An 18848-nucleotide genomic window follows, 5' to 3' on the forward strand; every position below is an offset into this window, starting at 1 on the left:
GTCCTTCGGCGCCACCCGGGAAGGATCCGCGATCTCCGGCACGCCCACCACCTGCCCAGCAGTCCCCACGGCCGTCGTCACCCTCATCCGCCCCTTCCGATGGATCACCTTGGTCGCGCCGGTCCGTCGACCGGCAAGACCGCGTCTACCCCGGTCGCCGGCCGGTATTCCCGGAAAATCACCCGGGCGTCATCGGTCCGCGTCCGGCTCTCCGTGGCTGCGTACGACTTCCTTCACCTTGGCCACCGCGAATCCCCAGCCCTGCTCGACGGTCGGCTTGGCCGGAACGGCGATCTCGTCGGGGTCGGTGAGGACGTCGAGCAGGACCGGGCCGGAGTGCGGAAGGCGCGCCGCACGGCGCCCTCCAGGCCCTCGGTGGTGCGGATGGCGTCGGTCAGCGGGTTGAGCGCGTCTCCCACGACGCCGAACACCTGGCGCACGCCGAGCTCGCTCAGCGCGTCCACCATGACGCGGGCAACAGTACGGGCCACGTGAGTCCTCCAGGTCACACGGTGAAACGGTCGGGGTCGGCGGCATTCCAGTCGGCCGCCCAGGAGGCCGGCGGTTCGGCGAGCAACTGCCCCGGCCCGAGCCACTCGTAGAGCTCCTCGTAGGAGCGCTCGGTGAAGGGGTCGATGCGCCGGCGGAGCATGTGCGGGCGCAGTTCGGCGGGATCGGTGACGCCCATGGCCGCCATGATCTGCAACGCGCCGGCCACCGTCGCCTCCTGGTAGCGCTGGACGCGTGCCGTCTTGTCGGGGACGTCGAGGGCACGGGCCCGGCGGGGGTCCTGGGTCGTGACGCCGGTGGGGCAGGTGTTGGTGTGGCACCGCTGCGCCTGGATGCAGCCGACGGCGAACATCATCGCCCGCGCGGCGTTGCCGTAGTCCGCGCCCTGCACCATGCGCTTGACCAGGTCGGTGCCCGTGGCGATCTTGCCGCTCGCCCCGATCCTGACCCGGTCGCGCAGGCCCGCGCCGACGAGGGCGTTGTGCACGGTGAGCAGCCCCTCGGTCAGCGGGGCGCCCACGTGGTCGGCGAACTCCAGGGGCGCGGCTCCGGTGCCGCCCTCGCCTCCGTCCACGATGACGAAGTCGGGGGCGGTGCCCTCCGCCAGCATGGCCTTGCACACGGCGAGGAACTGCCGGCGCGAGCCGACGCACAGTTTGAACCCGGTCGGCTTGCCACCGGACAGCTCCCGCATCCGGGCGATGAAGCGGACGAGTTCGCGCGGGGTGGAGAACACCTTGTGGTACGGCGGCGAGATCACCGTCCGCCCCTCGGGCACGTCCCGTACCTTCGCTATCTCGGCGTTCACCTTCGCGCCCGGCAGCACCCCGCCGATGCCCGGCTTGGCGCCCTGCGAGAGTTTCAGGGACACGCACTTGACGTGCTCGTGCGCGGCCTTGTCGGCGAACTCCGCGGGGTCGAAGTCGCCGTCCGGGGTACGGCAGCCGAAGTATCCGGTGCCTATCTCCCAGACCAGGTCCCCGCCCGGCCTCAGGTGGTACTCGGACAGGCCGCCCTCGCCGGTGTCGTGGGCGAACCCCCCGGCCGCGGCACCGCCGTTGAGGGCGAGGACGGCGTTGGCCGACAGCGAGCCGAAGCTCATCGCCGACACGTTCAGCAGCGCCATGTCGTAGGGGCGGCGGCAGTCGGGGCCGCCGACCCGCACCCGCGGCGGGGCCTTCGGCTCCGGGCACGGGGCCATCGACGGCACGAGGAACTCGTAACCGGGCCGGTACACGTCCCGTTCGGTGCCGAAGGGCTGCTCGGCGTCCGTGCCCTTCGCCCGCTCGTAGACGATGGTGCGGACATCACGGTCGAAGGGGCGGCCGTCGTAGTTCCGCTCGATGAAGTACTGCTGGAGCTCGGGGCGGATCCGCTCCAGCAGGTAGCGGGCGTGGCCCAGGACGGGGTAGTTGCGCAGCACCGAGTGCCGGCGCTGCACCAGGTCCGCCGCCCCGAGCAGGCCCAGCAGGACCAGGGGTACGGCGGCCAGGCACCACCAGGGTGAGAGGGCGGTCGCGGCGACGGCCGCCGCCGCGCCGGCGGCCAGGATCAGAGCGACGAGTGCCGTACGTGTCACCTCTCGCTCATTGCCCTGGATCGGCTTTCCAGTCCTGCGACTTCGCCGGGAGCCCTGAGTCATCGTCAGTAGTCCCGCGGCTACGTCAGAAGTCCCGCGGCTACGTCAGGAGTCCCGCGGCTCGCCGGCGGTGATGACCAGAGCGGCCTGGTCGTCCTCGACGTCCCGGCCGTCCACGAAGCCGCGGACGTCGTCGGCCACGGTCCGGACGACGTCGGTCGCGGTGGGCCGGCGCGGGGCGGAGGACAGGGCCTTGGCGAGCCGGACATCGCCGTACTGTTCGCTGCCGGTGGTCCGGCACTCGGTGATGCCGTCGGTGTACAGCAGCAGGCTCTCGGCGGGGCGGAGCGTGAGACGGCGGGCGGTGAGTCTGGGCGGGATACCTATGCCGAGCAGCCCGCCGGACGCCTCGACCGTGCCGACCGTGTGGTCGGTGTCCAGCAGCAGGGGCAGCGTGTGCCCGGCCCGGACGAGGTGGACGGCGAGTCCGTCGGCCGCTGGGGCGAGGTGGCCGTAGACGAGGGTCACGAAACCGTTGTTCTGGTGCGCGTAGCGGTCGTTCAGGGCCTTGTCGACGGCCTTGACGACGTCGACGGGATCGTCGAGCAAGGGAGCGACGGCGCGGGCGGTGTGGCGGACCAGGGCGGTCGTGGTGGCGGCCCTGGCGCCCCGCCCGCAGACGTCGCCGAGGATGAAGGCCCAGCTGCCGTCGCCCCGGGCGAAGACGTCGTAGAAATCGCCGCCGATCTCCAGCCCCTCGCCGGCCGGGTGGTAGAAGGCGGCCAGCTGGGCGCCGGGGACGTCGGGCAGATCGGGCAGCAGCAGACCGGTCTGCAGGTCGCGGGCGAGAGCGGCGCGCTGCGCGTACTGGCGCGCGTTGTGGGCGGCCGAGGCGGCGCGGCGGGCGAGTTCCTCCGCGAGGGCGACCCGGTGGCCGTCGAAGCAGTGCCCGTCGGTGGAGAGCAGGGTCAGTGCGCCGAAGGGCCGCCCGCGGTCCACGAGGGGGACGCAGACGTAACCGGTGACGCCGAGTTCCTGCCAGGGGCCGGACCCGGTCGGGGTGCGGCGGGCCACTTCCGTCAGTCCGGAGGCCAGGACGCGGGCGACGGCGTCGTCCTCGGCGTCGTGGGCCGGTGAGTGGGCGGCGAGCAGCCTGCGCGCCTCCTCGGCCGGGGCGGCGGTCGCCACCCTGCGCAGGCCTCCGGCCTCCACGAGGTCGACCGCGGCCAGCGGAGCCAGCGCCGGGCAGGCGAGGGTGGCCAGGCGCTGCACCGTCTGCTTCTCGTCCAGCCGGCCGGCCAGGGCGGTGCTGGCGGCCAGCAGGAAGGAGAGGTCGTCGCGGGCAGCCTTCTCCCGCGCGTCGGCGGCCTGCCGGGCCTGTTCGGCGTGGTGCCGCTCGATGGCGAGGGCGGCGGTGTCGGCGAAGACGCGGGCCACCGCGAGGTCGGTTTCCTGGGGTGCCCGCGGTGTGCGGTGGTACATCGCGAAGGTGCCCAGGAGCCGGCCGTCGCGGGCGAGGACCGGCGTCGACCAGCAGGCGGCGAGTCCGGCCCGGGCGGCGAGGTGGCGGAAGTCCTTCCACAGGGAGTCGGAGGCGATGTCGTTGACGATCACGTTGCGGCGCCGGTGGGCGGCCGTGCCGCACGAACCCGCGCCTTCCCCGGTGGCGATGCCGTCGATGGCCTGGTTGTAGAAGTCGGGCAGGCTGGGAGCCGCGCCGTGGCGCAGGTGGCGGCCGTCGTCGTCGGCCAGCAGGACCGAGACGATCACCTCGGGCGACAGTTCCTCGATCGCCCTGCACATGCCGTCCAGCACGTCCGGCAGCGGCGCCTGGCGGGCTATCTGCTCCAGCAGCGCGCGCTGCTCGGCGGCGAGTCGCCGGGCGTGCTCGACCTGGGTGGTCTCCACGCCGAGCAACCGTACGCCGATGACGTTGCCGCCGGTGTCGTGGCGGGCCTCGTAGGTGACGTCGAAGTACGCCTCGCGGACGTCCGGTCCGACGCCGATGACGACGCGGACGTCCCGGCCGACGTGCCGCTCGCCCGACCGGTACACCTGGTCGAGCAGCCCGATGACGCCCTGGGCGGTCAGCTCGGGCATGAGCTCGGCCAGCGGCACTCCGGTGCGTTCCCGCTGCCCGCCGCCGATGGCCGCGAAGAAGGCCGGGTTCGCCGCCTCCAGGACGTGCGCCGGCCCCGACAGGGACGCGAACAGCGCGGTGGACGTCCCGAACAGCAGCGACAGATGCTCGTCCGTGCCGCGCACCGCCCCGGAACGGCGGGTCTCGCCAGTCAACCGCCGCTCCCGCTCAGCCGTCATGTGGTCCCCCTCGCCGGGCGTGTGCCCCGGATTCCGGACAGGTCACCATCTCCCACGGCATCGGTCGGTGCCTCATTCCGCCCGTGCACCGCACGGGCACCGTCGGCGGTCCGGCCGGCCAGCGCGTCGGCGACCGTGGGATGGACGGGCAGCAGCTGGGAGATGCCGGTCATGGTCACCATGCGCGCCAGGCGGTCCGGGATGGCGGCGAGGCGGAGCGAGCCGCCCGCCTCCTGGGCCGCCTGCAACAGGCCGATGAGGGTGCTGAGCCCGGTCGAGTCGACGAAGTCCACCCGCGCCAGGTCCAGGACCAGGTGCGGGACGCCTTGTTCCACCACGGCCAGGGCGTTGGCCCGCAGGGTGGGCGCCGTATGCAGGTCCACGTCTCCGGCGACGGAGACGACGGCGGTCCCGTCGCCGGTGTACCGGACGGTCGTGTCGAGGAGGGAGTCGTTCACGTCGCTCATCATTCCTCGCCGGGAGGGTCGGACGGTGCGGTGGTGTGCGCGGCGGAGCCGGGACCGTCGTCGGTGCCGGGGCCGTGGACGGTGGCCAGGCCGGCCAGGCCCGAGACGGTGAGGACCGGCTCCAGCAGCGGCGGCACGATGATCTCCAGCCGGTCGGCGTGGGCGAAGAGCACGCTCAGACCGGCGCTGTCGAGGTATTCCACCGCGGTCAGGTCCAGGACCAGGGGGCCCGAACCGCCGTCGAGGGCCTCGGCCAGGGACCCGGCATTGCTCATGTCGATCTCGCCGCTGACCGTGAGCCCGGCAGTCCCGTCCGGGCGTCTGACGGCGGTGAGGGTGAGCGGGGTGGTCATCAGGCGATCCTCATCTGCATGTCGACGGTGGTGCCGGACGGGCCGGGAGCGATGTTGACCTGCTGCATCATGGCCCGCATGAGGGCCAGGCCCCGGCCCCGGTGGCGGTTGAGCTCGGGTTGCGGGGCCTTCCAGCGGCCGCTGTCGGTGACCGTCAGACGCAGACTCTCGACGAAGGCTTCGGCGCGCAGCCGCACGGCTTCCCCCGGGGCGTGCCGGTGACCGTGCTCGATCGCGTTGGCGCATGCCTCCCCGGCGGCGACGAGGACGTTCTGCACGGCGTCCGGCGGCAGATCGCACTGGGCGAGCCAGGTCCGCAGCGCCTTGCGGACCGGCGCGAGCTGGGAGGACTCGGCCGGGAAGGACATCTCCAGCGGCGCCGGATGACGGTACAGCAGCAGCGCCACGTCGTCGTCGTAACCGCCGGCCGGCGCGAGCCGCGCCATGACCGCGGAGGCGAGGTCGTCGACGGGCACGTCGCGGCCCTCCTGCACGGCCTCGCCGGCCTGGTCGATCCCGGCGCTCAGCGGACGCCGGCGGCGTTCGACGAGCCCGTCGGTGTACAGCAGCAGGGTGGCCCGTGCGCGCAGGGTGCACGCGGCCTGCGGGCGCTGCCGGCCCGGCCGTACGGCCAGGGGCAGGGAACGCCCCGCGTCCAGCAGCTGGGTGGTGCCGTCGGGATGCGCGAGGATGCCCGGCGGATGTCCGGCGCTGGAGTAGGTCAGCTCCCCCGTGCCGGGATCGAGGACACCGCAGAACACGGTCGTGCACTGCGCGCCGGGCACGCTCGCGGCGAACTGGTCGAGTGCCATCAGCGTCTGCGCCGGGCTGGGGTCCCGCAGCATCAGCGCGCGGCAGGCGCTGCGCAGCTGCCCCATGACGCTGGCCGCCTCCAGGCCCCGTCCGACGCAGTCGCCGACGACGATGCCGATGCGCCCGTCCGGCAGGGCTACGGTGTCGTACCAGTCGCCGCCGACCTCCAGCGGACGGGTGGCGGGCTCGTACCGCACGGCGAAGCCGTCGGGGAGCCGGGCCGGGCCCAGGATGGCGCGCTGCAGCGCGAGGGCGGTCTCCCGCTGCTGGTCGATCTGGTGCGCCCGTACCAGGCCCTGCGCGAGGTGTCCGGCCAGCAGGGAGAGCAGCAGCTGGTCCTCGGGGGTGAAGGGCCGGTGTTCGCCCAGCTCGATCCAGACGGCCAGCGGGCCGTCGGGATGCTCCAGCAGGACCCCTGCCCCGGTGTCCTCGGCCACCGGGGTGAGCGGCGGCCGACGGCGCAGTGCGGCGAGTACGTCCCGGCGCGTCGCGGGCAGGTCCTCCCAGCGCGGGTCCGCTTCGGTGGCCGTGAGGGCCGGTGCGTCACCGCGCGCGAAGACGGCGGCCACCACGCTGTGCGCGCGCCACAGGGTCTTCAGTTCGCCGAGCGCACCGGACAGCGCCTCCGGCAGGCTGGCGGCCCTGGACAGGCTGGTGCTCAGCGCGGCGAGCGCCTTCTCCCGCTGGACGGCGTAGCGCTCGGCGGTGACGTCACGGAAGGTGCCGACGGTGACCTGGCGTCCGGTGTCGGGGTCCTGGGCCTTGTTGAAGGTGACGGCCGCCCACAGGCGGTGGCCGTCCCGGTGGGTGACGGGGACGGTGCGGGAGCCCTGCGAGTGCTCCAGCAGGTCGGCGAAGGCTTCGCGGGCCTGGCGGTGCGCGTCGGGATCGGTGGCGGCGTCCGGCCACCACGGGTGGACCGGTGCGTACGGCAGGTCCTCGTGACCGTAGCCGAGCAGGTCGGTGAAAGCGGCGTTGATCTCGACGACGGCTCCGGACTCGTCGCAGACGAAGAACGCCTCCTGGAGGGAGTCGACGAGCGCCGTCCGCCATCGGACGTGATGGCTGCGCAGCCGGGCCAGTTCGATGTTCGCGCGGACGCGGGCCAGCAGTTCGGCGGCGGCGAAGGGCTTGACCAGGTAGTCGTCGGCGCCCGCCCGCAGCCCCTCGATCGAGGCCTCCTGTCCCGCTCTGGCGGACAGCAGCAGTACGGGCAGCGAGGCCGTACGGGTGTCACCGCGCAGCCGTGCCACCAGCCCGAGGCCGTCGAGGCGGGGCATCATCACGTCGCTGACGACGAGGTCGGGGGTGGCGCGGCGGGCGGAGTGGAGGGCCTCGACGCCGTCGGTGACCGTGGTGACCTCGTATCCCGCTCCGGTCAGGATGCGGGTGAGGTACTCGCGCATGTCCGCGTTGTCGTCGGCCACCAGCACCCGGGCGCTGACGGCGGGGCCCGGGCCGGCCGTGCCGTCGGCGGTGCCGGCCGGAACCGCCGTCGGCACCGCTGTGTCCTCGGCCCCGGTGCCGGGGCCGAGCCCCGGCAGCCAGCGCAGGGCCTCCTGGACGTAGGGGTCGGCGGTGGCGGAGGCCGCGGTGCCGCCCGCTCCGGGCAGCACGGAACCGGCGGGCAGATGGGCGGTGCCGAACGGCAGCCGGACGGTGAAGGCGGTGCCCTCGCCCTCGGTGCTCTCGGCGGTGATCTCGCCGCTGTGCAGGCCGACGAGTTCCCGCACCAGGGCCAGCCCGATGCCGCTGCCCTCGTTGGAGCGGGAGCGGGCGTTCTCGATGCGGTGGAACCGCTCGAACAGCCGGGGGATCTCCGCCGCCCGCACACCGATGCCGGTGTCGGCCACGGTGACCACGGCATGCGGGCCGGCCCGGCGCACGCCGACCCGGATCGCGCCGTCGAAGGTGAACTTCAGCGCGTTGCTGAGCAGGTTGAGGACCACCTTCTCCCACATGCCGCGGTCGACGTACACCGGCTCGTCCAGGGACGGGCAGTCCACCTCGAAGGCGAGCCCGGCCTTCTCCACGGCCGAGCGGAAGACGCTGGCCAGCTCCGCGGTGACCACCGCCAGGTCGACCGGCTCGTAGCGGGCCTCCATGCGGCCGGCCTCGATGCGGGAGAAGTCCAGCAGCGTGTTGACCAGCTTGCCCAGGCGCAGGCCGTTGCGGTGGACGAGGTCGAGTTCCTGGCGGAGTTCCGGCCGCAGGTGCTCCGGCGCGTCGGCGAGCCGGGTGCGCAGGTCCTCGACGGGGCCCATGATCAGGGTCAGCGGGGTCCGGAACTCGTGGCTGATGTTGGAGAAGAAGGTGGTCTTGGCGCGGTCCAGTTCGGCCAGTTCCTCGGCCCGCCGCTGCTGCGCCTGGTAGCTCCGGGCGCTGCCGATGCCGGAGGCGATGTGTCCGGCCGCCAGCTCGACGAACCCCCGGTAGGCGTCGTCCAGCACGCGGTAGCGGTTGAGCCCGGCCACCAGGAAGCCGTAGGGGGCGCTGCCCTGTCGCGGGAGGGGGACCACGAGCGCCTGCGCGGGCGGCTCGGGCCAGTCTCCGGCGGGCAGGCCGGCGAAGACGTCGCCGTCGAGCGGCACCACGGCCGCCTCGCCCCTGGCCAGAGCGGCGGCGGGCCACACGGCGCCGGGGTCGTCGACCGCGAGGACGGCCGGTGCGGCCGGGTGGTCCGCGGTGAGGCCGCTCGCGCCGGACAGCCGGGCGGTGCCGCCGTCGAACAGGTAGGTCAGGGTGAAGGGCAGGTCCTGCTGGTTGCCGGCCAGCTGCCGGTCGGCGAAGGACAGCACCTCCCGCTCGGTGCGGATCACGCTCGGGTCCGAGCCCAGGTCCCGCAGCGTGGCCATCCGCCGCTCGCCGATCACCCGTTCGGTGTCCTCGCTGACCACGCACAGGACGCCCACCACGTCACCGGCGTCGTCGCGCAGCGGGCTGTAGGAGAACGTGTGGTACGACTCCTCGGTGTAGCCGGACCGCTCCAGGAACAGCAGCAGCGCCTCGTCCCAGGTGGCCTCGCCCGCACCGAGCACGGCCTCGATACGGGGGCTGACGTCCTCCCAGATCTCCGCCCACACCGTGCGCAGGGGACGTCCCAGCGCCCACGGGTACTTGCGGCCGAGCGTGTCGCGCCGGTAGGCGGCGTTGCAGAAGAAGGTCAGCTGCTCGCCCCAGGCCATCCACATGGAGAACCGGGAGGACAGCAGGATGCTGACGGCCGTCTGCAGGCTCTGCGGCCAGTCCCGTGGTGGACCGAGGGGCGTCGCCGCCCAGTCCACCCTGGCGAGATCCCCGCCCACCTGGGGGTCGGCGGCGAACACGTCGCCGTCGGCCGTCGTCGGCTGCGGCGGCCTGTCTGCAGCCCTGCCCGAACGCTCCACGCGACACCCGTTTCCTCGTACCGGCCCCACCTCGCGGCCGTCCCCGTGTCGAACGCGCACGCGAAGGTCTCCTGACCGCGTGCCTTTGCCGTCTGCCCCCGCACGCCCGCCCGACGCCGGTGAAGGACCCGTCACTCCCGCGGGGGTGACGTCCTTTGCCGCGGTCCCCATTGTCCCAGAGCGCGGCACACGTTCTCCCGGAGACCGCGAAAGCGTGATCCAATACGTGAATCCGTGCTTCCCGGGAAGCACAGCCTGAGGAGGAGACATACTCCTCGTACACGACGGCCGCCGAGCGGAACCCGCTGCCCGCTCGTGGCCGACGCGCCGCACAGGAGAACTGGTGAACGAGACAGAGGGCACTCTGGCCATCAGCACGCACACCCACCCGGCGGGGCCGGTGGTGCTGCGCCTGGCCGGGGAACTGGACCACTACACGGGCCCCAGCCTGCGCCGGGCCGTCGAGGACGTGCTGCGCAGCCCGGGCACGGGCATCGTCGCCGACCTGTCGGACCTGGTCTACTGCGACTCCACGGGGATGACCGTGATCATCACGGCCTACCACCGCGCCCAGGCCGCGGGCTCCTCCTTCTCGGTGGGCGGGCTCAGCGCGGTCATGACCCAGCTCTTCCGCGTGGCGGGACTCGACCAGATCTTCCCGATGCACTCCAGCGTCCAGGACGCCGTCGACGCCTTGGGCAGGAAGTGACCTGAACCGCACGCCGGACGGCCCGCACGCCGGGGCCGCCAAATTACGTCCGGGGCCGCCGGATTCCGTCCGGGGCCGCCACCCATGTCTTACCTGGGTGAACCGGGGCAACCGTGCTGGTGCAGCTATGCACTTCCGTCGATAACCGAGGTGAGCCATGACACAGGATCTGACCCCCAAGTACACGGTCCCCGGCATCGAGCGCGAGGCGGCCGGCCGGCTGATCGGTCTGCTCCGGCTTCGCCTGCACGCTCTGAACGATCTGCACCTGACCTTGAAGCACGTGCACTGGAACGTGGTCGGGCCGCAGTTCATCGCCGTCCACGAGATGATCGACCCGCAGGTGGACCGGGTCCGGGACATGGCCGACGACGTGGCGGAGCGCATCGCCGCGCTCGGCGGCGTCGCGCAGGGCACGCCGGGTGCCCTCGTCGCCGAGCGCACCTGGGACGACTACTCCATCGGACGGGCCGACTCGATCGCCCATCTCGCCGCGCTCGACCTCGTCTACACCGGGGTGATCGAGGGCGTCCGGGCGGCGGTCAAGGAGGCGGGTGACGTCGACCCCGCCACCGAGGACCTGCTCATCGAGCAGCTGCGGGACCTGGAGCAGTTCCAGTGGTTCGTGCGGGCCCATCTGGAGAGCGCGGGCGGCACGCTCGCCACCGGAGAGGCCAGGACGGAGCAGGAAGCCGCGGCCAAGGGAGCCGAGCTGGGCTGAGCCACCCCCTGCCAAGCGGCGGGCGCGCTGCCGCCCGGACGCCCGCCGACCAGGCCGGCCGCCTCGCCCTCGCCGGGCGGCCGGCCTCCGGGCGGCCGCCGCCGCGTCGGCCGGCTGTCCGCCTCCCAAGCCGAGGAACGGGTCGGCGTCCGGCCGGGCGGGTGGCGACGACCACGAGGCGACGGCTCCGACTGCCCGGTGCGCTCCTGCGGTGCGAGGCGGGACGTCTTTGAGAGCCGCCGCGACGGCGCCGGGGGCTTCCACGGGGAGCGGATGGCCGACCCCGCTGACGGCGACCGGTAGCGCGTGCCGGATGAGCCGCGGGAGGCATCCGCACAGGACACAGGACGTGCGGCGCTCCCACCGCACCGTTCTCCGCGGCCGGCCCGGTCACGGGGACCCCGGTGCCGCGGACGGCACGTGCGATGTCCCCCGCGATCCCCCACGCGGCGCCCCACCGGCGCGCCGCGTACGTTCGCGGCCGGCAGCCGCGGGGCCCGGCCCTTCTCGCCGGCCGCGGGCCGTGTCGCCCGCTCGGGTCTGTGCGGGCGCGTCCCGCGCGCCCGCGGTGCGCACGGCGTGCACCCTGAACCGGGGACCGGAAACAAGGGCCGGTCCCGGCAGCAGGGGCCTGCCCGGGGCGGAGCGATCGAACGGCAGGGCGCACTCGTGCAAGGGCGAAACGGAGCGCGGCGCTTCAGGGGACCGGCCGGAGGCGGGACGTCGTCGGCCGCCAGAACGCTGTTCCTGCTCCTCGCCGCCGAGAACCTCCTGATCAACTACACCGCCACCGCCATGAACGTGGCTCTGTCGGCGCTCGTCGGGGACCTGCACACCACGCTGACCGGCGTGCAGTCGGCGATCTCGCTGTACGCCCTGGTGGTCGCCGCCTTCATCATCAGCGGCAGCAAGCTCGGCACACGCCACGGTTACCGGCGGGCCTTCGCCGCCGGCGGCGGAACGTTCGTCGTGGGTGCGCTGATCGCCGCCTCGGCCCCGAGTCTGCCGTTCGTACTGCTCGGCTGGTCCCTGCTCCAGGGGCTCGGCGTCGCGCTGATGCTCCCGTCGCTGATGGCGATGCTCACCGAGACCTTCGCCGGGTCCGTACGGACCAGGGTGCTGTCCACGCTGGCCATGACGTCGGGCGTCGGCGCGGCGGCCGGTCCCGTGCTGGGCGGCCTGGTCACCAGCTACCTGACCTGGCGCGTGTCGTTCCTCCTGGGAGCCGTGGGCACCCTGGCCGTGGCACGGCTCATGCGGTACACGGCCGGCGCCGGCCCGTTCCCGGGACGCCCCGGACAGCACTTCGACGTGCGCGGGGTGCTGCTGTCCACCACCGGAATGGTCCTGCTCGTCGTCTCGGCCCTGTTCGCGGGGCGGTACGGCCTGCTCAGGGCCCGGCAGGACTTCGTGGTGCTGGGCCACACCCTGCTGGAGCGTGGCGGTGTGTCACCCGTTCCGCTCCTGGCGGGTCTGGGACTGCTGGTGCTGGCCGTCTTCGCGGGACGGGAGCTGCGTCTCGTCAGGAGCGGAAGGGATCCGCTGGTCCGGGTGACGGTGCTGCGGAACCGCACCGTGCGGACCGGGATCTCGACCCAGTGGATGCTGGTCCTGGTGCCCAACGGCATGCTCTTCCTGGTGCCGGTCTTCCTGCAGACGGCCTTCGGGTTCAGCGCCCTGCGCTGCGGGGTCGTGCTGCTCCCGATCGCGCTGGGGCTGCTGCTGGCCGCCCCGCCGACCGCCCGGCGCGTCGGGCAGCGGCGGACGACCCACCGCGCCGCCTCGATGGGGGCGTTCGTCTGCATGGGCGTCGGCTGCGTCGCCGTCGCCGTCCTGTTCAGTCCGCAGGCACAGGGAGTGGCGGCGGTGGGCCTGGCACTCGCGCCGGGCATCCTCCTGGTCGGGCTCGGCCGGGGCATGGCCACGACGCTCACCGACCTCGTGCAGTCGGCGCCCGAGCGGGACGAGGTGAGCGACGTGACGGGGCTCTCCTACACGGCCGGCTATCTGGGAAGTTCCTTCGGGGTCGCGCTCGCCGGTGCCCTGATGGCCACGGCGCTGCTGTACACGTTCGAGGCAGGGGTGAACGGCAGCAGCGTGCTCTCCAGCGCCCAGAAGGAGCTGGTGACGCAGGCGGTGGAGCATCAGGTCCAGATCACCGCCGCGTCCGACGACGCCTTGCGCGCGAAGGTGCGCTCGCGGGGCATCACGGGGGCCGGGGCGGACGAACTGGTACGGATCAACGCACGCGCCAGGGAGCAGGCGCTGACCGTCTCGGCCGTCGGCATGGCCGCCCTGGCCGTCGTCGGCTGGCTGATGTCACTGCGACTTCCCCTCGCCACCACGACGAGCAATGACATTTCGGTCAGACAGGGTGGAACATGACGAGGATGGACGGCAAGACGCGGTTCGACGACGTCTACGGCCGGCGGGACCCCCGTGCGTACTTCGGCCGGCTGGCACCGCTCGAGTACGAGATCCCGCACCATGCCCAGCCGGTCTTCCGGCAGGCCGCCGCCGAACGGGCCGCGCTCGACGACGCGCGCGCCGGCCCGCCCGCGGTGCTGGACCTGTGCTGCTCGTACGGGATCAACGCCGCACTGCTCAACCACGACGTGACGCTGGCCGAGATGTACGAGCGGTACACCTCCCCCGGCACCCGGGCGATGTCGACGGCGGAGCTGACGGCGTCGGACAGGGCGTTCTACGCGGCGCGGCGCCGGGCGGACGCGGTGCCGGTGTTCGGCCTGGACGTCTCGGCGCCCGCCGTGCGGTACGCGCTCGGGGCGGGTCTGCTGGACGCCGCTTTCACCGACGACCTGGAACAGGGCCCGCCCGGCCCCGCTCTGAGCCGCGCGCTCGCCGAGGTCGGCCTCATCACGCTGACGGGCGGCGGCAGCTACATCACCGCCCGTACGTTCACCGCGCTCCTGGACGGCGCCCGCAGACCGGTGTGGGTCAGCGCGTTCGTGCTGCGGACGGTGTCGTACCGGCCGATCGCCCGGACCCTGGCCCGGTACGGGCTGAGGACCACCGTCGACGTCTCCCGGGTCCATCCGCAACGTCTCTTCACCGACGAGCGGGAACGGCGCTACGCGATCGCGGCGGTGCGGGCGCTGGGCGGCGACCCCGCGGGCTACGAGGAGTTCGGCCGCTTCCACAGCCTGCTCTACGAGTCCCGGCCCGGCCCTTCGGAGTGAGACGGACCGGCCCCCGACCGGCCCGGGCGGCGCGCCCGCGGCTCCGTATGCCGGTGGCCCCGCGTGCGGGCCGGGGGCGGCCCGCGGTCAGTCCGCGGGCCGGCCCGGGCGCGGGTCCGCCGTGGGCCGGAGCGCGGTCCAGTCGGCGAGGCCGCCCGCGCCCAGGAGGCCGCTGCCGGCGGCGAATCCCGCTCCGCTGCGGCGGCGCAGCTCGCGCCGGGAGACGTGGGCGACCAGGGCGGGGAAGACGGGGCGCAGTGGCTGGCACCAGCGCAGCCACGGCGGCGCGTGGACGCGGGGAGCGCGGCGGACGATGCCGGCGGTGAGCAGGCCGGCCACCCGCTCCGGTGACTGTACGCGGCGGGCGAACCGGGGCTGGTGTGCGCGCAGGGCCCGCAGTACCGGGTTGTCGTCGATACCGCCGATCATGTCGGTGCCGGTCCAGTGCAGGTAGGCGATGCCGACGGCGATCCGGTCGGGTTCGAGCTCGCAGCGCAGCGCCGTCGCGAAGGACTCCGCGCCCGCCTTGGAGGCGCAGTACGCGCTCATCATGGGGGCGGAGCCGAACGCGGCGGTGGAGGCGATCTGGAGGAAGTAGCCGCGGGTGCGGGTGAGCTGGGGCAGGAAGGCCCTCGCGGTGTTGGCCGCGCCGGTCAGGTTGACGTCGACGACCCGCTGCCACAGGGCGGCCTCGGTGTCGCGGAAGGGTCCGCTGACGGCGATGCCCGCGTTGGCCACGACCACGTCGGCGGGACCGAGACGTTCCTCGGCCTCGCCTGCGGCGGCGTCCAGGGCGGCCTGGTCCGTGACGTCCGCCTCGACGCACACGGTGGGCACGTCCAGCCCGGCCGCCACCTCCCGCAGCCTCTCCTCCTCCCGGCCGAGCAGTGCCACCCGCGCACCGGCCCCGGCCAGCGCGGCGGCGAGGGCCGCGCCGATGCCGCGGCCGGCTCCGGTGACGACGGCCACGCGTCCGCGCAGCGGTGACGCGCCGGTGTGCGGGTCCGGGGTACGGGCGGTGCCGTGGCGGCCGGGTCCTCGTCCGTTTGTCCTCATGGCTGTCCTCTCCTGCCGACGGGTCCCCCTGTGGCTCTTCCGGCTCAGTCCGGCCGTCCGCGGCCGGCGGGCGGCCGCCCCCGTGCGGCGGCCAGGGCCCTGAGGAGGGCGCTCCGTCCGCGGTCCGGCACCGTCCACAGGGTCTGGCCCCGCACACCCCACTGCTCCAGCAGGGCGTTGGCCGCGAGGAAGCCGCTCGTCGCCGCCCGTTCCATGAGAGCCACGGGCAGACCGGTGCGGACCAGGTCGCCGGCCACGGCCAGCCGGGGGTGCGGGGTACGGACGGTGGGACGGTCGCCGTAGCCGCCCACCGGGAACAGGGGGCAGTCCTCGTGCCACTCGTGGCGGGCGTCGACGACCGTGGCCGTGCCGGTCTCCGGGTAGACGCGGTGCAGTTGGGCGAGGAGACGCTTCTGTTCGACGTCCCGGGCGGCTCCGGGCGGTACGGCGTAGGCGTGCAGTTCGACGACGGAACCACCGGTGCGCGCGCACCAGCGGGCCGCCTCGTCCTCGTAGCGTTCCAGCACGCTGATGTTGTCGAGCGTGCCGAAGCCGCCGGTGCCGAGGAAGCCGGGCCGGTCGGGTGCGACGGGCCGGTCCAGCCAGAGCCGGCTGACCAGGAAGGGCGGAGCGGTGCGCAGCCGGCCGATCCGCTCGCGCCAGGGCGCGTCGCCCAACTGTCCGCAGCGTGCGACCAGCGCGCGCAGCCCCGCGCCGTCCAGGGCGAGGACGACCCCGTCGTGGCGGCGCTCGTCCCGGTCGGAGGCGACCACGAGCGTGCCGTCCGGGGCGGGTTCGATGTGCTCGACGGCGGTGCCGGTGCGCACCTCGGCGCGGTGCCCGGCCAGATAGCCGGCGAGCGGATCCCACAGGGCGGCCGGGAAGGGGGCGCGGGGCACGTCGAACAGCAGCCCTTCGGCGGAGCCGAGGAAGTAGATGTGGAACATCAGCGCCATCTCGGCCGCCGACAGCTCCCGCGGGTCGGCGAAGAAGCTGCGGGAGAACACCTCGAAGGCCAGGTGACGGGCGCCTTCGGGGAAGCGCACGGCGTCCAGGAAGTCGTGGGCGCTGGTGCCGTCCAGCCGGTCGTACACCCCCGGCACGCGCACGTCGAGCAGGGGCAGGGCCGCAGACGGGTTCATCGCGCGCAGGTCCGCGAGCCGGAAGGAGGGGCTGAGCGCCACGAAGCCGAGCGCGCTGAGCGGCGGGGTGCGCGGGACGTGCCGGAAACTGTCCCGCAGGCCGCCGGAGGCGAGCAGCGGGTAGTCCGGGAGACCGGTGAGCCGCTCCAGACCGGGGTCGGTCCGGCGCAGCAGTCCGCGCAGGTTGTAGTACTGGCGGAAGAACGCGTGGAAGCCGCGGCTCATGGTCACCGGGGTGCCGTCGCGCAGTTCGGTCGGCCATCCGCCGACCCGTCCGCCGAGGTACGGCCGCTTCTCGTACAGGGTGACGGCCACCCCGCGCTCGGCGAGGGCGGTGGCGGCGGCCAGGCCGGCGATGCCCGCGCCGACCACCGCCACCGACGGCGGGGTTCCCTGCACCCGGGGGGCGCCGGGCCGGGCGGTCAGGATCCGGGCCCGGCGGTCGCGTCCCCGGCGCGCGGCGCCTGGGGTGCTCATGCCTCCTCCCTGGGGCCGTGCGCCCGGCGGGCGACGAACGTGTGGGCCACGCCCGTCTGCCACCCCGGCAGCGGCAGGGAGCGGATCTGGTCGAAGCCGGCCGCGCCGAGCCGCCGTGCGAAGCGCCCGGCGGTGTCGAACTCCACGACGCTGCGCCACAGGTGCCGGTACAGCGGCCCGTCCCCCAGCAGGGTCGCGGCGGGCTGCACGACGCCCCGGCACACCAGCGTCCACACCGCCCGGTCGGCGCGCCGCCCGCGCAGGGCGTACTCGTGCACGCCGAGCCGGCCGCCCGGCCTGAGCAGCCCGCGCACGGCGGCGAGGACGGCGTCGGGATCGGTGACGTTGCGGAAGAGGTAGGCCGCGAACACCGCGTCGAAGGGGCCGCGCACCCCGGCCTCGGACAGCCGCTCGGCGGGGGCGTGCACGAAGGTCACCCCGTCCGCCCACGGTTTGGCCGCGGCCCGCCGGAGCATGCCGGCCGAGGCGTCCACGGCCGTGACGCGGGCGGCGGGCAGGACGGACCGCAGCGCGGCGGTGGAGGCGCCGGTGCCGCAGCCGAGGTCGAGCAGGCGCAGCCCCTGCCCGTGCCCGGGCAGGCCGAGCCGGCGCACGGAGCGGCGCAGGTGGCCGTGGTAGCCGGGGTTGGCGGCCACGAGTGTGTCGTAGCTGCGGGAGGCGTGGTCGAAGGCGGCGGCGAGGTGCTCGTCGCGCAGCAGCGTCATGCGGTCTCCGTCGGGGGAAGGTGCGGGGCGGACGGGTCGGGTCCGGGATGCGGCGCGGCGGCGGGGCGCGCCGGCGCGGGCGGATTGAAGGGACGGCGGGGCAGCCGGGGCAGCTCCAGGGCGGAGCGCAGCATCGGCGCGACGGGCGTGCGCAGCCCGATGGACAGGTCCTCGTACAGGCGGGTGTCTCCGTCGAGGAAGCGCAGCAGCCGTGCCATGGGCACGCGGGCGAACAGGCGGCTGAAGAGTTCCGGGCCGTCGGCCCGGCCGCTGTCCAGGGCGCGCAGCAGGACGGCGTCCATGGCGCGGGAGCGCGCCGAGTGGGCGGCGGGCGGCGCCGGGGGGCGCCCCCGGCGCAGGGCGTCGGCGACGGCCCGGGTCTGGCGCTGGAGGCCGGCGAAGGTGTAGCCGGTCGCGGGGCGGGTCGCCCCGCCGGCGGCGCCGATGCGGAAGACCGAGGCTCCGGTCTGCCGGGGGATCGGCGCGTCGGTCATCGGGATGGCGCCGGTCTCGGTGGCCAGGACCTTCGGTTCGCCGAGCCGCAGCACGTCTTCGGCGTAGTGGCGTACGGCTCTGTCGTAGCCCTCCGCGGTGAGGGTGCGCGAGGAGAACTCGGTGTACTCCACGAGCGCCTCGCACGGCCCGGTCGGCAGGACGTAACCGAAGGACAGGCCGTGGGCGGGCTGCGGGGTGCGGAAGTCCATCAGCTCCACGACGGCCGGGTCGAAGACGGGCCGGGCGGTGCGCACGAACCAGCCGTGGAAGTGCTGGAGCAGGGTGGTGCGGGCGGCCGGCAGGCTGCCCGGGGGGCGGGAGTCGAGCACCCAGCGGGCACTGAGCACCCGCGCCCGGCCGTCGGAGTCCCTCAGGTGGACGTGCGCGCCGCCGGGCACGTCCGCCACCGCTTCCACGGTCGCTTCGAGGCGCCGGACGTTGGGGCTGCGGGCCAGGTCCCGGCAGACCAGGCGCTCGAAGTCGGCCGAGCGGATCATGCGGTACCGCAGCGGGGTGATGTCCCCCTCGACCGGGTCGCCGGTGCGCGGGCGCACCCGCAGCCGCGGCCACTCGGCCCGTACCGCCGCGTCGAAGCGACCCGGTCCCGCCGCCCAGTAGCACCAGGTCCGCGGTGGTGGCCGCAAGGGGCCGGGCGGCGCGTCCACCAGCACCACGGACGGTGTCCGCAGGCCCGGAACGCGTCCGGCGAGCCGGTGGGCCAGCGACAGCCCGGCGGCACCCGCCCCCAGGACGGCCACGTCCGTCTCCGGCACGGCGTCTCCCTTCCCCGGTGTGCTTCCCGTTCCCGGATGTCCTGGACCCGTTTTCCGGATTGTGTACCCCGGCGGATGCAGGGGACCACCTGGCAGCGAGCGGCCGGGCGCCGGACACGGGAC

The 18848-nt window shown here is 74.2% G+C and carries 13 protein-coding genes and 1 pseudogene; 4 read left to right on the forward strand and 10 right to left on the reverse strand.

Features of this window, described 5'->3' with window-relative positions:
- Positions 1-189: 189 nt before the first annotated feature.
- The 6 genes and pseudogenes from ABZX30_RS14180 to ABZX30_RS14205 all read right to left on the reverse strand — a co-directional run.
- Positions 190-449: pseudogene (locus ABZX30_RS14180) on the reverse strand (hypothetical protein); the annotation flags it as partial.
- Positions 450-505: 56 nt separating this feature from the next.
- Entirely contained in the window at positions 506-2089 is a 1584-nt protein-coding gene (locus ABZX30_RS14185; RefSeq protein ID WP_355933041.1) for an FMN-binding glutamate synthase family protein, read from the reverse strand.
- A gap of 105 nt (positions 2090-2194) precedes the next feature.
- Positions 2195-4408 carry a SpoIIE family protein phosphatase gene (locus ABZX30_RS14190; RefSeq protein WP_355933043.1) on the reverse strand — a complete coding sequence of 738 codons (2214 nt, stop codon included), beginning with the start codon at positions 4406-4408 and terminating at the stop codon, positions 2195-2197.
- Entirely contained in the window at positions 4405-4875 is a 471-nt protein-coding gene (locus ABZX30_RS14195) for an STAS domain-containing protein (RefSeq protein WP_355933046.1), read from the reverse strand. Before ABZX30_RS14195 ends, ABZX30_RS14190 begins: the two co-directional genes overlap by 4 nt.
- On the reverse strand, positions 4875-5228 hold the full coding sequence (locus ABZX30_RS14200; protein WP_355933048.1) for an STAS domain-containing protein: 354 nt from the start codon (positions 5226-5228) through the stop codon (positions 4875-4877). The genes ABZX30_RS14195 and ABZX30_RS14200 overlap by 1 nt, the downstream gene beginning before the upstream one ends.
- Entirely contained in the window at positions 5228-9427 is a 4200-nt protein-coding gene (locus ABZX30_RS14205) for a SpoIIE family protein phosphatase (RefSeq protein WP_355933050.1), read from the reverse strand. Before ABZX30_RS14205 ends, ABZX30_RS14200 begins: the two co-directional genes overlap by 1 nt.
- Positions 9428-9770: 343 nt before the next feature.
- Between ABZX30_RS14205 and ABZX30_RS14210 the strand changes: the two genes are divergently transcribed.
- From ABZX30_RS14210 to ABZX30_RS14225, 4 genes are all read left to right on the forward strand, one after another.
- The gene (locus ABZX30_RS14210; protein ID WP_355933052.1) at positions 9771-10136 is read left to right on the forward strand and encodes an STAS domain-containing protein; all 366 of its coding nucleotides are present in this window, start codon (positions 9771-9773) and stop codon (positions 10134-10136) included.
- A 157-nt stretch (positions 10137-10293) separates the two neighbouring features.
- A complete protein-coding gene (gene dps / locus ABZX30_RS14215; RefSeq protein ID WP_355933055.1) occupies positions 10294-10857 on the forward strand; it encodes a DNA starvation/stationary phase protection protein Dps in 564 nt (187 codons plus the stop codon).
- Positions 10858-11526: 669 nt separating this feature from the next.
- Positions 11527-13242, forward strand: a complete 1716-nt coding sequence (locus ABZX30_RS14220) for an MFS transporter (protein ID WP_355933058.1) — start codon at positions 11527-11529, stop codon at positions 13240-13242.
- On the forward strand, positions 13239-14057 hold the full coding sequence (locus ABZX30_RS14225; protein ID WP_355933060.1) for a hypothetical protein: 819 nt from the start codon (positions 13239-13241) through the stop codon (positions 14055-14057). Before ABZX30_RS14220 ends, ABZX30_RS14225 begins: the two co-directional genes overlap by 4 nt.
- 87 nt (positions 14058-14144) lie before the next feature.
- Here ABZX30_RS14225 and ABZX30_RS14230 read toward each other — a convergent pair whose 3' ends face one another.
- From ABZX30_RS14230 to ABZX30_RS14245, 4 genes are read right to left on the reverse strand one after another with little or no spacing between them, the layout of a single operon-like run.
- Positions 14145-15113, reverse strand: coding sequence for a short-chain dehydrogenase/reductase (locus ABZX30_RS14230; protein WP_355933063.1), 969 nt, complete (start codon positions 15111-15113; stop codon positions 14145-14147).
- 44 nt (positions 15114-15157) lie between these two features.
- Positions 15158-16732 (reverse strand): NAD(P)/FAD-dependent oxidoreductase, encoded by a 1575-nt coding sequence (locus tag ABZX30_RS14235; protein ID WP_355933065.1) that lies wholly within the window; start codon positions 16730-16732, stop codon positions 15158-15160.
- Positions 16729-17457 carry a methyltransferase domain-containing protein gene (locus ABZX30_RS14240; RefSeq protein WP_355933067.1) on the reverse strand — a complete coding sequence of 243 codons (729 nt, stop codon included), beginning with the start codon at positions 17455-17457 and terminating at the stop codon, positions 16729-16731. Before ABZX30_RS14240 ends, ABZX30_RS14235 begins: the two co-directional genes overlap by 4 nt.
- Positions 17454-18725: a lycopene cyclase family protein gene (locus tag ABZX30_RS14245; RefSeq protein ID WP_355933068.1), complete on the reverse strand. Its 1272-nt coding sequence runs from the start codon at positions 18723-18725 to the stop codon at positions 17454-17456. The genes ABZX30_RS14240 and ABZX30_RS14245 overlap by 4 nt, the downstream gene beginning before the upstream one ends.
- Positions 18726-18848: the final 123 nt, after the last annotated feature.

The sequence above is a fragment of the Streptomyces sp. NPDC004542 genome (assembly GCF_040610035.1).
GTDB lineage: Bacteria > Actinomycetota > Actinomycetes > Streptomycetales > Streptomycetaceae > Streptomyces.